The following is a 12934-nucleotide window of genomic DNA, read 5'->3' as shown; positions in this document are numbered from 1 at the left end:
ATTAATCTTTTTCACCACTTATCATAAGCATCCATGTTTTTCGCTTCATCTTATAAGCATCGAAGAAGACACCTCCTAAATGAAGAACAGAGAGAAAAATTAGGATATTTGAAAATACTTCATGAATATCTTCTAAAAGATCATTTCCGAAAAAGCGGTCAAGGCCCATTAGAAATCCTGTAGAAGCCAGTCCGATAATTGCTCCCCACATCGACCAATATACATACTTGGCCTTTGGATTATAATGATCAATTGGATTTTTCTTATGTATTAATAGTCTTAAAAGGACAAGCGAAACTGCAACATAACCAAGATAGCGATGGATAAGCTTGCCTTCTTCAAGCACAAAAGCATTGAGGAGGACCGCAATGGCCACTCCCCAATGTAAGACTCTAAATACTAATGGGAGTCTTGCTTTATCCATTAGTGCATCTCTTTCTTAACGATTGAGCCATCAACTGGACTAAAATAGATTTCAACTTTATTCTTGTCTTTATCCCATCCGTAAATCTCATAACAATTCCCCTCAGTTACTTTAAATTTATTAATTTTGTAACCTTCGGCCACAAGCTTTGCTTGAAATTCTTCTTGGTCTTGCCACTTGCTCTTATCTTCAGTTGTACACTGAGTTTTCTTTGACGAACATGAAACTAACGCTAAGCCAACAATTGTTAATACTAATAATTTTTTCATCTAATACTCCTTTCTAGATATTTTTTTTGAAAACAAGCAATATAAACCAATAATATATTGGCATATACAAAATGCTTTCTGGTTAAATTTGAAATTAATTTTTGAATAATATCCTCACTACATGAATTGCGGTGAGTTTTATAGGTGGATACAAGACTACACAGCAATTACATTTAATTACTAGTGCTAGTCTCGTCAACAAGATTGGTTCTTGCAGTTACACCGGGGTTTCCCCATTATGTCGACGTAACTTTTGCCTTTTCGGGCGGCAACTGACTACTCCCTAACTATATAAATTTTAAAATGTGAAATTCCTCACGTCAAGTTGAGAAAATTAAAAGAACTAAAGAATTTAGTATAAAGAACACAAAAACTGTTGAAAAAATAATGTTACGATTAATATGAGCAAGCTGCCAGAATCAGGAATGAAACTACTTCCTTAGCAATTTCATTTCCAAGTCATTTGGTATTTAAGATAAAATAATTGAATTAGAACAAATACGCATTTTATCATTTGCTCTCACTTGAAAGTACTTTTTTAAATTGTCTTTTTCGAAGTGAACTTCGAAATAATCAAAGACTCCGTCATACAACTTAAAAATACCAACAACTCTTCCAACTCCATATTCATCTGAATATACTTTTGTTTTATCAATAATGTGTTTTTCAAAATCTATAATCATTAGTTTCTCCTAGTAAAATTGTAAAGGCGCCATAAAATGACGCCCAATTTATTTAGAAACTAGTAGCGATTGTGTGTTTTTTTCTTTGTTGTTTTTGCCATATTCACAATTAAAGATCTTCCCATAAAGTTTTTATCGTTAAGGTCATTAATTGCTTTTTCAGCATCGCTTGCAGTTTCCATTTCAACAAAACCGAAACCTCTTGCTCTACCTGACTCTTGGTCTCTTATAACATTTACTGCTACAACATTTCCGACATCAGCAAATAGTTTTTCTAGATCAGAGTTTTCAATATCGTATGATAAATTTCCTACATAAACATTTGATTTCATTTTTACCTCCAAGGTAAATCCCCTTAGTGAGATATGCTCATCACTAAAAGTAAAAGATATAACGAGACAACTGTCCCTAATACACAAGATTGTGTAATTTAAGTTTTAATTAAATCATTTAGACTGTTGCTAATAGCGAAAATAACCTAGGACAATTTATTTATCCTATAGTCAAAAAGATATTTATAATTCAGTGATTGCTAGCTACTTGGCCATAAAGAAAATCCCGACCTACCTAGTATAGCCTACTAATGCATTATAAGCAAATATACGTAATTATGAATGAATGCAACTACTTAGAATGAGCAATGCAAAAGGTAGCATATCCAATTTAATATCAAAAAACTAACAGAAAACTGTCTTGGATCACCATTGTAACTATTGTAATAATAAAGTATGAAAAATTTTATTATCCTTTTAATCCTATTACCTACTGCATTCTTATATACAAAACTTCCTACCTACAATAACCAAGTTATCCAATTCGACATGCCAAATAATGAGGGAATTGATGTCAGCGAAGACTACCTTTCATTTGCACTTGATATGGCGCAAGTACTTGGTGGAAAATGGTGGGAAGGATCAATGGATTTCACAGGCGGACGTGGTGGAAAGATAACAAAACCATTTGATTTCAACCGAAATAAATTAGATGAATTATTAAGACCTCTCGCCCCCTTCACCCTCAGACTAGGTGGTTCAGAAGCAGACTCCGCACACTATGATATTAAGTCGACTCGCACTGCTCTTACTCAATCAGAAATGGAGCAAGGTTTTCAGACTCTTTTTAACAAGACCAAACTCGACAATATTAAAAGCTTTGTCTCTAGAAATAATTTAGATCTTCTTATCACACTAAATATTGGGCCAGGCTATCGTAATGATGGAGAGCTTAATCTGACTCCAATTGAAAATTTTATTCAAAATCTATCGCAAGAGATCAAGGACATAAAGTACTTTGAACTTGGAAATGAGGCCAATGCATTCTTTCTAAACTATGGGCCTTTTGGTCAAATTAGTGAAAGCGAATATAAGAGAAACTACCGTGAGATTAAAAATATTATTAGAAAGTACTATCCTGAAGCGAAGCTAGCAGGCCCGGCCAATGCCTTTTGGCCAATCTTGGGAGAAGTCTTTGATTGGTTCACTGTAAACTCTTTTAATATTGTTAAAGATCTGGGTAGTGAACTCGATATCTATACTTGGCACTACTACCCGACTCAATCCACTCGTTGCCCACTTCAAGTTATTAAATCAGACAACGAGAGCATGATTAAGGCCATTAAATCCAATGATATGATTGAGACAATGGAGGCCATTACAAAAGTCACAAAAGGGCGCTCAAAAGAAGTTTGGTTAGGAGAAACTGGCCCTGCTCAATGTGGAGGTCAACCTGGTGTATCAACAGAATTTAACTCTGCTCTGTGGTTCTTCGATCATATTTTTAAGGTCATGGCAGCTGGAAATAAGAAGCTTATTCGCCAAACAATTGTAGGCTCAGATTATGGCCTGATTGACGACGAGAAGCTTAGACCTAATCATGATTATTATATTGCTAGGATTTATAAGAAATTGAATATTACAAAGATTTATTCGAGACCTAATGATTCAGTACATACAGTATGTGCCAACAATAAGATATCGTTCTTAACTTCAGTTATTGATGGCCAAACCATCACTTTACCAAGAACTACAGATAAGTATATGACTGTGAATGAAAAGGCCCTTTCAGGATTTGATCATCTTAGCTTTGAGAGTCAATTTGAAAAGAAATGGGAAGAAACTCGTCGTGACAAAATTGATATCAAGAATTCGACGATATTAATTATAAAGACAACAACTGGCTGCAACGAATTGTAGCCAGTATTAAAAAGCTTATCTTCTTACAACTCTTTTCATTTCTTCATTACCATAACATCTCATATACAAGTGGTAAGAAGCACCGTTATGAACTTTTGGTGAAAAGTGAAGTTGGTAACGAATTGTCACACTACGCTTAGAGTGATCCGTCGTTAGGCCTTTAAAATTTCTATCATTAACAAGGTAGCTATTATTTTCGATACCATTATCTCTTGAGTACAACTTAGAGAACTCAACATCTGACTCAAAGTATTCGATCTCATCCAGTGGCGCAGTAAACTCTTCATCCACGAGTGATTTGATCAGAGAGACAAGGAATTGCTTCCCCTCACTCTTAGAATAAGACTTCTTGAAGTTAACTAATGGTAGTCCAGCAAAATATGTATATAGGCTTGGTGCTGTTTGATAAACAAAGCGTTGATAAAGATACTTATAATCAACAAGCGGTAGTTCAGCATTTTCAGGAGTAAATCCTCTATCAAGGTGTAGAACTTCAGCAGGCCCTAGGCTCTCCTTAGTATAGACAAAGTTATTACGAAACGAGATTTTCTTATCCTGAAATAGCGTCTCATAAGTAAAAAGATCTTGATAAGAAGCGCTAAATTCGCATCCACCTTTATATCTCTTATAATCAACGGCCCATGTATTTAGCCCAAGTACTAGTAGAATAATCGTAAGTGATATCTTTCTCATAACAGTCCCTAAATAAATAATATCTTCAAAGTTGTTACGTTATAGCAGATTTAAAGTTTGAGACGGAAGGATTGTAAAATCTTTAGGATTATTGGCTTTGCCCTTGTTCCAAGTAACTAAAAATACTATAAGTCCCGGAAGAAAACGAATATAGAACGACAAGGAATACCTATCCTATGAAGATAATCATATCTCTTCTTTCACTTCTTACATTAAGCGCGGCCCTTGCAAATGATCCTCTTGAAAAAGATCAGTGGTATCTAAAATATAATACTAAGAATAAGGGCGCTAATATTGAGAAGGCCTGGAAGATCCTTGAATCGAATTACCAACCAGTCATTGCAATTATTGATGCAGGTTTTGACGTCAATCATGAAGACTTAAAAGATAGCATTCTTATCAATAAAGATGAGATTCCAAATAATGGTATTGATGATGATAATAATGGCTATACTGACGATTACTATGGTTATAACTCGAATAAGAAAAATGGTGAGTTGGCCGGCGATTACGATTTTCAAACAAAGCACGGTACAGCTGTAGCAGGAGTCATCGCTGCCAAACATAATAATGACATTGGTATCAAAGGTGTCGCTAAGGGGATAAAGATCATCCCTATCGTCAAACCGGAGCCTATGGCCAAGAGAAAAGAGAAGCTTCCACACCTCATTGAGGCCATGAGATATGCTATGGAGCGAGGTGCAGATATCATCAGTTTTTCTGCACGTCTAAAAGTAACTTCTCCTGCATTTAAGAAAGTTCTTAGAGAGCTCAATGACAAAGGTATTCTTGTCATTGCTTCTTCTGGAAACGTAGGAGTTGAAAACTCAACAAATCGCTATCCAGGAGCCTATGCAGATGAGTTTTCAAATATCATAGTCGTCGGATCAAATGATAAGAATGGAAAAAGAGCGAAGTCCTCAAATTATGGAAACAAGTCTGTCCACCTCTTTGCACCAGGTGTAAAAATTCAAACGACTCACCTATCGGATACATATGGTTATTCAAGTGGCACGAGCTTTTCAACACCACTTGTGGCCGCCGTTGCAGCTATGGTTCTAACAAAGTATGGCCCTGAAGCGAGGTGGACAATGCGTGAAAGGCTTATACAAACAAGCCGTCCTCTAAAGACGCTAGAAGGTCTTAGTGTATCAGGAGGGATTATTGATGCCTTCGAGGCGCTCAAGTAATAATTTGTGATATAATGGAGAGATGATAAATCAACTCCTTGATAACTTCATTCCTCTATTCTTCTTAGGGGCCATGGCCATCTTCGGACTCTTCTTTCATCTTCTTATCAGAAGTGTAAACTCATACTATAAAAAGCATGGTAGGCTCACAAAAGGTAAGATTATTGCCTTTAAAGAAGAAACCAAGACAAGAAGATCACGTGGTAGACGTGAAACCTCGACAACGATTCGTCCAGTTATTGAATATATCAAACAGGGTGAAAGAAAGTTATTTCTCGGAACAAATCAGAACTATCTCAATAACTTCATAGGAAAAGAAGTTGAAATTTACCTCGTTGAAGACAAGGAAAATCAAGTTCTACAAAAAGACAATGTTTATAAAGTCTTTACCTATGTCTCCCTACTCTTTGTCATAATCCCATTGGTAATTATTGGGCTTTTAAAAGTTGATCTCATCTATAAAATGACTATTCCGTTTTTATCACTAGTGGCCTTCACTCCCATAGCTCTTGTGATCAAGGGCCGCATGAAAAAACACGCATTAGCTTCAAACGATCACCGAGGACTTCTCGAAATCATGAGGGAGAAGATGATTACGAATAACGATATCATTGCCCCTTCTGATTTTGAAAATAGCGATAAGTATATTAAGACATCAAGAGACTTTAATAAGAAGCTTAGAGTCGCAAATCTCTTTGGTGTTATCTTCTCCCTTATCTTTGGAGGAGGTCTCTATTTTCTTACCATACATGTCTACACAACAAAGATGTCACAGGCAGAAAAACAAATTATCGATAATTTTCTTGAGAATATGTCCAATTACCAACCTCTTCTAGACCAATTGGGTAAGAGTGATGATATAACAATACTCATTGCACTTAGCGGCTTTGCAGTGATTTTGACATATGCTTTCGTGAAGAACTTAAGCGGTTTACTAAAGTCATGAGATCTCATTCTTCTTAGCATAAGCATAGGCCATTGCATGGGTTGCAATTGGTGTTGTAATAAGAAGAAATATGAAGAGTACAAAGTTGGTAATCATAATATTAATTTCAGCAATAATCATGCTAGAACCCAATAAGATAAGTGCAGCACCAAAGGCACTGGCCTTACTTGCAGCTTGAAGCTTCATGAAGAAGTCTGGCATTTTAATAAATCCAACAACTGCCAAGAAAACAAAGATAGACCCTAAGAGAATTAAGACCTCACCTATTAAATGTATCATTTACTCTCCTTATTCATATCTGATAAAAATACAGCAAAGACAAATGCTGTAACGAAGCCAACAATCGCAAATAGTTGCGCTATATTGTGAAAGAATGTATCTCTATTTGCTGTATACAGTATTAGAAAGAGACTAACTCCTGAAATTCCAATTAAGTCGAAAGCCAAGACTTTGACCAAAACTTCTTGTTCTCTCTTTGCTTCGATTGTCAGCAAAAGAAATGTTAGAATAACAATACCAGTTGAAATCATTAGTAGCACACTCATTTTGACTTCTCCTTTTGACTTCCTCTCAATATCCTTAACACACGATTTTCAATAACTTCCTTAAATTCTTTTATTGCTTCCTCTTCGTTTTCTAAGAACATCATATGAATATATAAGTGTGATTTACCTGGGTCTAAATCAATGACCATTGTCCCCGGTGAAAAGGTAATTAAATTAGAAAGAAGAGCAATTTCAAAATCGCTTTGTACTTCGAGTGGAAATTTTATAATACCAGGAGTAGATAAGTTCTGAGGCGTAACAACATCTTGCGCGACTCTTAGTGCCCCTAAAGAAAGATCCCATAAGTAGAGAATAACAAATTCAAAAATATACCATAATCTCATCGACACCTCACTAATACACCAATCCAATCTTTCCCACCTGCTGGGCCAGTTTGAAGATGAGAAGAGGGTTAAAACTAATAATCAGAGTAAAAATACAAAGTAAGATACAAGAGATATATGATCGAATGATTGCGACCTTGGGAAAAGAGACAATAAACTCATGGTACTCTCCCCAAAAGACACCACTCCAAATTTTGACCATACTATATAATGTGAAGAAGCTTCCAATAATCATAGGTATGATGATCCAAATAAGACGACTTTCAGTCGCTATCTTAAAAAGACCTAATTTTGCCCAAAAACCAGAAAATGGAGGTATTCCAATTAGACTTGCAGCAGGGATCATAAATAGTATCGCAATTGTTGGAGAAGTCTTAAGTAGCCCTCCCAATTTTGTTATCTTTTCCGTATATGCAAAGTTTCTAACAAGGCCAGAAACAAAGAAGAGATTTGTTTTAACAATAATGTGATGAAAAATATAAAATAAGGCACAAGCTAGTCCAAACTTCTTTATTGCCATATCAGGATGCAAACAAAAGCTCACACCTATTCCAATGAAACCAACCTGACTAATAATATGATAACTTAAGATCTCACGTAATTTATTTTGGACGACAGCGAACCATACACCGATGAGAAGAGTCAATATGGCCAAAATAAGAATTGTCCAAAACAACTGTAGATCTGGCGGAAAAACCTGTCCAAAAACTCTAATCATTGCATAGAGCCCTAGCTTTGTGAGTAGCCCGGCCAAGACTCCACTAAGGCCTGCGGAAAGCTTTGGGTAGCTTTCTGGTAACCAAAAAAATAGAGGAAAGAACGCTGATTTAATGGCAAAGGCACCGAAGAGCGAGAGCGCAAGAGAGCGAACGAGGCCCGCATCATTTGCATATAATTGAGATAGCCTCACACTTAAGACTTTAAAGTCTAATGTATTTGTAAATTTATAAATTAGAGCAATTGAAATCAAAAAGATAAGCCCACTGATAAAATTAAGAAGAATATACTTCAGCCCACTCTTTAGTCTTTTTCGAGACGAATCAAGTACGACAAGAACATAGCTACTCATAAGTGTGATTTCAAACCACACAAATAAATTAAATAAGTCGCGAGTAAGAAATGCCCCTGTAAGACCTAAAAAAAGGGTGTTATATAAGAAGTGATAGACACTCTTTTTCTCAACCGTAACTCCTGGGTACGCATAGAGTGCACCGGTAAAATAAATTGCTCCAATAACAAAAATCATAACACCAGAGAAGAGATCATAGCTTAAAGATATTCCGATACCACTCTCCCAGTCTCCTGCGATAAATGTGGAAGCTTCAGTGTAAGAGAAGAGACAAATCCCAGAATATATAAAGTATAAGAGTGAAAATAAGTTTGAAAAGAATAGCCCTAACCGTTCAGATTCTTTAAACATGAGCGTAAAGGATGCAGAAAGAAGCGGCAAGACAAGAAAGATGACAAAGAAGTATTGATGGATCATTACGCCTTTCCCCCTTGCCTAGAGTCATTAATCTTCTTAATCACAGAAATGACAAAACACAGTGTTGCAAAAGAGATGACGATTGCGGTTAGAACAAGCGCTTGAGTTAAGGGATCTGCAAAGTGGGAATCGAAGGTATCTCCTTCTTTGGCGAAGGGGTATCCATGAGCAACGACCTGGCCAATTGAGAAAATGATAAGGTTTGCTCCATTGCCCAATGTGATAATGGCAAAGATACTATTGACCCATGTGTTCTTTAGTAAGAAAAGAAAACCGATGAATAAAAATATACAACCAACTAGAAATGTCATTTAAACACCACTCTCCTTTGAGAAACTAATAAATTTCACATAGGCCATGGTAGTGCTTGATGAGACAATGATAAAAACAATTGAATCAAATACTAAGACAGAGCTAATTTTTCCAGCGATCGGAAAAGGGATACTTGTCCACATAGAACTCAGACCGGCCTTTCCTAAGGCAATGGGTATTATGAAAACAAGAATAAGAACTAAGATACTCATAGCGATAATAGAAGTAAAATTAGTGTATATCCATTTCCTTAACCTAGAATCCTGATGGGAGATAAAGTGGAGTATCATGGACAATGATAATACTAACCCACCAATAAAGCCTCCTCCTGATAGATCATGTCCTCTTAAAAGTAGTAAGAGAGATAAGATAGCAAGAAGTGGACAGACAACCTTAAAGCTTCCCCGTATTAGAGCCTCATTCACGTTCACCTCTCTTAGAGAAAATTGCTAGTACACCAACAATTGCAATTGCCACGACAAGCACTTCACCAAATGTATCCATGGCCCGATAATCCACAAGAATGACGTTAACAACATTCTCCCCCTTGGCCAAAAGCTTTGAATTCTCAAAAAAGTAGCGACTGGCAGTCATATCAAAATTAAGATTCTTGGCCATGGAAAAAATAAATATCGAAACTCCGTACAAGAAAGCGATTATAAAATTAATCGGTTTAATATTAATTCTCAAGTCCCGTCCATCAATGGGAACGGCCTTAATGAGGAAGAATACAAAGAATAAAGAGAGAGTTTCAACCATAAGCTGAGTCATGCTAACATCTGCGGCACTATGATAGCCGAAGAATAAAACCAGAAAGAAGCCGGAAAGAACGAAATAGAGAATTGCTTTAAGATTTGATTTACTTAAGTATGCAAAAACCAATCCAGCTAAAATCCCTGATAAACTCAAAAACTTTGACAGTGTGAAGTCAATCTTTGGAGAAACTATATTTGCTATCCCAATATGAGTAGAAAGAGTCAGGAGTGTAAGAAAACCAAGAGTGATGCGTATATAGTGGGCGAAATTACCATTTTGTAACGCCAGATTCATTTTCTTAAATACATCCAAAGTAATAGACAGTCCCCTTTCAAGCATGGGCCATGGACTAAAGTCAGAATATTTCTTTGAAAATTCATCGAGTTTCAAAAAGTGCTTATCCAGAAGAATACTCCCTAAAACACTACCTAAGATAGTAATGATACTTAGAACTAAAACTGTTCCATATGGGTACTCAAGCCCATGCCAAGGTTTAATATGAAGACTTTGAGAGCTAAGCCCAACCTCACCTACTACCTTCTCAGCAATTAAATTAATCCCCAATATATTTGGGGCCAGGGCAATAGATAATGCGATTAATGAATAGATTAATGGAGAGATAAGAAGTCCCTTATAACCGATTACGTAACTTCTTACTTGTGGCCAAGAGACACGAAGAAGATTGACGGCCTGAATACCCATAAAGAGGTTTCCAAGAAAAAAGGTAGGAACGAGAATCCATAGTAGATAAGATTTTATCGATGTTAAGTAAATATATTCCTTAGCATAAAAGCCCACACTTAGTGGAATCCCTACCATGCTCATTGTACTCAATAGAGCTACAATAAATGGCAATATACCAACACGATCACTATTTAATAATTCATGTCTATCCATTGTTTTTAAAGTTTTTGCAAAATAGCCAACATATTGAAAGAGACTTGCCTTGTAAAAAGCATGTGCAATGACTAATAAGACAAAGCTTATGATTGAATATTCGTTTCCAATCCCAAGTAGAATGGCAAGCATTCCAAGAATACAAATGGTGGAATATGCTAGCATTGTCTTAAAATTACTTTGTAGCAGACACTGGAAGCCACCATGAAGCACAGTTAAAATACCTGCTCCAATAAAGAGCACCTGCCACAGTGGATCTTGAGCATATAGTGGAAATACCTTAACTCCTAAGATGAGTCCGGCCTTTACCATGGTTGCAGAGTGAAGAAAGCTACTGACGGGAGTCGGGCCGGCCATGGCCAAAGGAAGCCAGTACGAGAATGGAAAAAGAGCTGATTTTGAACTAATTCCTATAAATAGTGTGATCAAAGAAACTTTAAAATACTCATGATTAGAGAAGCCTTCCCTTTTCATTAAGCTGGATAAGTTAAATGACTCAGAAAATGATAGGCCTAAATCAACTCCTATTTGAGAAATTAATAAGATACCAAAGAGAAGAAAAAGCCCACCTCCTACAGTTGTGTACAGGGCCCACTTTGCTTTTTCTCTAACTTTTGAATCCTCATTCTTTAGTCCAATCAAAAAGAAGGATGTGACACTCGTCATTTCCCAAAATAAATATAATAGTAATAGATTTGATGAGTAGATTATTCCAAACATCGAAATTGTGAAAAGAATAAGTGAGATATAGTAGATAATTTTATCTTTCATGCTAAAGCTCTTCATATAGAAGAAACTATAGACAAAGACACCTAACCCAATGATGGCCACAAGTGCACCAAATAGATTATTCACACTTGATAGAGAAAATATACCTTCCATTAGTATCTTCAAAACAATCCTTCGTACAAATTACGAGTTTAATTTTATCTAAGTGTGTGTTGGAAATTTTGAGGCCATACTTAATTAAGTACGACCTCAGAAGTGAATCGTTTTTTTCTAAGCGCTTTTCTTAGCTGATAATTGATTTTTCTTTTTCATGGCCACTAAGTGATCGGTAGTAACCTTACTACTACGATCTTTTGTATCGCTCATATCACCGGCATTAGTATAGTAGTCTCTTTTCGAAGATTTAATTTTTATAAACTTCTCAATCGTAATATATACCCCAATCAATGCGAGGCATGAAACTAAGAAGATGATTTCATCGGCATTCATGCAATGCTCCTTTGTTAACACCTCCAATAACTATACCGGAATTGTAAACAGCAATAATATATATATTGACAATAGATTATATTAATTTATTCAATGATAAATTTAGGTTTTTATTTACTTTCTTGTTATATTGAAGACCTAGATATTTTAAGGCCAATAACAAAACAAAGAACAATTGCACAAACTTTTGCCCAATCCATAAAATGCAAAGGTGTTAAATGAAGTATCTTATCCATTAATGAACTCTGAATGAGGACAATAGTCATGAGTGAAGTGATTACAATGATAAGCTTTGCTGTAATAGTCCTTCCTCTTGTTAAGGCCACAACGATCCCTGCACTCCAAAAAGAAAGAAGGGCCATGGCCTTTGCACGTCCGTGAGCGACATCTTGGCCCTCAGCGACTGCGCTAATATAGAAGAGAACAAGGATGATTGTTAAGCCAAGCCCGATGCCCAAGATGATTACTAAGTCACTTCGATTAAAAAAGGATTTTCGAGTCGTGAGTTCCTGACGACGAGGGCCCTGCTTAGCATCTTGCTGAAATGCAAATAGAGCTGTTGGATGAATGATAAGTTCGAGCCATACCACGTGGATCGGTAAATAAAGCAGAGGGTAACCTAGTAACGGAATAATTGCGGCCGTAAGAACAAATGGTATATGAATAAGTAAAAGATACTTGAAGCTCATTCTCAGGTTTTCAAAAAGTTGTTTTCCTTCTCGAATTGCATTAACGATCGTACTAAAGTTATCGTCTGTGAGGATGATTGAAGAGACTTCTCTTGCACTTCTTGTTCCTCTTAGCCCCATTGCCACTCCAATGTCGGCGGCCTTAAGAGCAGGGACATCGTTTACTCCATCACCAGTAACGACAACTAACTCACCAGCTCTCTTTAAACTCTCGACGATTCTAAGTTTTTGAATAGGATTACACCTTGCTACAATGTCGACACTCTTAAAAAAATTAGGATTCTTTAACA

17 protein-coding genes are annotated in these 12934 nt (G+C 36.3%); 3 read left to right on the top strand and 14 right to left on the bottom strand.

The window, feature by feature from the left end:
* Position 1: 1 nt before the first annotated feature.
* The 4 genes from ABMA79_RS07940 to ABMA79_RS07925 all read right to left on the bottom strand — a co-directional run bounded on the left by ABMA79_RS07940 (position 2) and on the right by ABMA79_RS07925 (position 1708).
* Complete coding sequence (locus ABMA79_RS07940) at positions 2–424, bottom strand: cytochrome b/b6 domain-containing protein (protein WP_393091625.1); 423 nt, start codon at positions 422–424, stop codon at positions 2–4.
* The gene (locus ABMA79_RS07935) at positions 424–693 is read right to left on the bottom strand and encodes a PepSY domain-containing protein (protein ID WP_393091622.1); all 270 of its coding nucleotides are present in this window, start codon (positions 691–693) and stop codon (positions 424–426) included. Before ABMA79_RS07935 ends, ABMA79_RS07940 begins: the two co-directional genes overlap by 1 nt.
* Positions 694–1163: 470 nt before the next feature.
* Entirely contained in the window at positions 1164–1376 is a 213-nt protein-coding gene (locus tag ABMA79_RS07930) for a hypothetical protein (protein WP_392859209.1), read from the bottom strand.
* Positions 1377–1435: 59 nt separating this feature from the next.
* A complete protein-coding gene (locus ABMA79_RS07925) occupies positions 1436–1708 on the bottom strand; it encodes an RNA recognition motif domain-containing protein (RefSeq protein WP_392859207.1) in 273 nt (90 codons plus the stop codon).
* A gap of 396 nt (positions 1709–2104) precedes the next feature.
* Between ABMA79_RS07925 and ABMA79_RS07920 the strand changes: the two genes are divergently transcribed.
* Entirely contained in the window at positions 2105–3568 is a 1464-nt protein-coding gene (locus ABMA79_RS07920; RefSeq protein ID WP_393091620.1) for a hypothetical protein, read from the top strand.
* A gap of 15 nt (positions 3569–3583) precedes the next feature.
* On the opposite strand, the gene ABMA79_RS07915 is transcribed toward ABMA79_RS07920, so the two are convergent.
* Entirely contained in the window at positions 3584–4261 is a 678-nt protein-coding gene (locus tag ABMA79_RS07915; protein WP_393091617.1) for a hypothetical protein, read from the bottom strand.
* A gap of 176 nt (positions 4262–4437) precedes the next feature.
* Here ABMA79_RS07915 and ABMA79_RS07910 point away from each other — a divergent pair, with 176 nt between their 5' ends.
* A complete protein-coding gene (locus ABMA79_RS07910) occupies positions 4438–5451 on the top strand; it encodes a S8 family serine peptidase (protein ID WP_393091614.1) in 1014 nt (337 codons plus the stop codon).
* A 22-nt stretch (positions 5452–5473) separates the two neighbouring features.
* Positions 5474–6397, top strand: coding sequence for a hypothetical protein (locus ABMA79_RS07905; protein ID WP_393091612.1), 924 nt, complete (start codon positions 5474–5476; stop codon positions 6395–6397).
* On the opposite strand, the gene mnhG is transcribed toward ABMA79_RS07905, so the two are convergent.
* The 9 genes from mnhG to ABMA79_RS07860 all read right to left on the bottom strand — a co-directional run.
* Positions 6392–6676: a monovalent cation/H(+) antiporter subunit G gene (mnhG, locus tag ABMA79_RS07900; protein WP_393091609.1), complete on the bottom strand. Its 285-nt coding sequence runs from the start codon at positions 6674–6676 to the stop codon at positions 6392–6394. The genes ABMA79_RS07905 and mnhG overlap by 6 nt on opposite strands.
* Positions 6673–6942, bottom strand: coding sequence for a monovalent cation/H+ antiporter complex subunit F (locus tag ABMA79_RS07895; RefSeq protein WP_392859193.1), 270 nt, complete (start codon positions 6940–6942; stop codon positions 6673–6675). Before ABMA79_RS07895 ends, mnhG begins: the two co-directional genes overlap by 4 nt.
* Entirely contained in the window at positions 6939–7286 is a 348-nt protein-coding gene (locus ABMA79_RS07890) for a Na+/H+ antiporter subunit E (protein WP_393091607.1), read from the bottom strand. Before ABMA79_RS07890 ends, ABMA79_RS07895 begins: the two co-directional genes overlap by 4 nt.
* Before the next feature lie 10 nt (positions 7287–7296).
* Complete coding sequence (locus ABMA79_RS07885) at positions 7297–8772, bottom strand: complex I subunit 5 family protein (RefSeq protein ID WP_393091604.1); 1476 nt, start codon at positions 8770–8772, stop codon at positions 7297–7299.
* Positions 8772–9083, bottom strand: a complete 312-nt coding sequence (locus ABMA79_RS07880) for a sodium:proton antiporter (protein ID WP_393091602.1) — start codon at positions 9081–9083, stop codon at positions 8772–8774. The genes ABMA79_RS07885 and ABMA79_RS07880 overlap by 1 nt, the downstream gene beginning before the upstream one ends.
* Positions 9084–9509 (bottom strand): MnhB domain-containing protein, encoded by a 426-nt coding sequence (locus tag ABMA79_RS07875; protein WP_393091600.1) that lies wholly within the window; start codon positions 9507–9509, stop codon positions 9084–9086.
* Complete coding sequence (mbhE, locus tag ABMA79_RS07870; protein WP_393091597.1) at positions 9502–11619, bottom strand: hydrogen gas-evolving membrane-bound hydrogenase subunit E; 2118 nt, start codon at positions 11617–11619, stop codon at positions 9502–9504. Before mbhE ends, ABMA79_RS07875 begins: the two co-directional genes overlap by 8 nt.
* 117 nt (positions 11620–11736) lie before the next feature.
* A complete protein-coding gene (locus ABMA79_RS07865) occupies positions 11737–11955 on the bottom strand; it encodes a hypothetical protein (protein WP_393091594.1) in 219 nt (72 codons plus the stop codon).
* Between the two features lie 125 nt (positions 11956–12080).
* Positions 12081–12934 (bottom strand): HAD-IC family P-type ATPase (locus ABMA79_RS07860; protein WP_393091591.1); only part of this gene is annotated, 854 nt, incomplete at its 5' end.

Source organism: Halobacteriovorax sp. HFRX-2_2, from assembly GCF_043196705.1.
Taxonomy (GTDB): Bacteria; Bdellovibrionota; Bacteriovoracia; order Bacteriovoracales; family Bacteriovoracaceae; genus Halobacteriovorax_A.
The sequence above is the reverse complement of the archived record's forward strand: the minus strand, read 5'-3'. Positions and strand labels throughout refer to the sequence as shown.

Coding starts and splice junctions, on each gene's coding strand:
- ABMA79_RS07940 (WP_393091625.1), bottom strand. CDS start 424: ATGGATAAAGCAAGACTCCCATTAGTATTTAGAGTCTTACATTGGGGA.
- ABMA79_RS07935 (WP_393091622.1), bottom strand. CDS start 693: ATGAAAAAATTATTAGTATTAACAATTGTTGGCTTAGCGTTAGTTTCA.
- ABMA79_RS07930 (WP_392859209.1), bottom strand. CDS start 1,376: ATGATTATAGATTTTGAAAAACACATTATTGATAAAACAAAAGTATAT.
- ABMA79_RS07925 (WP_392859207.1), bottom strand. CDS start 1,708: ATGAAATCAAATGTTTATGTAGGAAATTTATCATACGATATTGAAAAC.
- ABMA79_RS07920 (WP_393091620.1), top strand. CDS start 2,105: ATGAAAAATTTTATTATCCTTTTAATCCTATTACCTACTGCATTCTTA.
- ABMA79_RS07915 (WP_393091617.1), bottom strand. CDS start 4,261: ATGAGAAAGATATCACTTACGATTATTCTACTAGTACTTGGGCTAAAT.
- ABMA79_RS07910 (WP_393091614.1), top strand. CDS start 4,438: ATGAAGATAATCATATCTCTTCTTTCACTTCTTACATTAAGCGCGGCC.
- ABMA79_RS07905 (WP_393091612.1), top strand. CDS start 5,474: ATGATAAATCAACTCCTTGATAACTTCATTCCTCTATTCTTCTTAGGG.
- mnhG (WP_393091609.1), bottom strand. CDS start 6,676: ATGATACATTTAATAGGTGAGGTCTTAATTCTCTTAGGGTCTATCTTT.
- ABMA79_RS07895 (WP_392859193.1), bottom strand. CDS start 6,942: ATGAGTGTGCTACTAATGATTTCAACTGGTATTGTTATTCTAACATTT.
- ABMA79_RS07890 (WP_393091607.1), bottom strand. CDS start 7,286: ATGAGATTATGGTATATTTTTGAATTTGTTATTCTCTACTTATGGGAT.
- ABMA79_RS07885 (WP_393091604.1), bottom strand. CDS start 8,772: ATGATCCATCAATACTTCTTTGTCATCTTTCTTGTCTTGCCGCTTCTT.
- ABMA79_RS07880 (WP_393091602.1), bottom strand. CDS start 9,083: ATGACATTTCTAGTTGGTTGTATATTTTTATTCATCGGTTTTCTTTTC.
- mbhE (WP_393091597.1), bottom strand. CDS start 11,619: ATGGAAGGTATATTTTCTCTATCAAGTGTGAATAATCTATTTGGTGCA.
- ABMA79_RS07865 (WP_393091594.1), bottom strand. CDS start 11,955: ATGAATGCCGATGAAATCATCTTCTTAGTTTCATGCCTCGCATTGATT.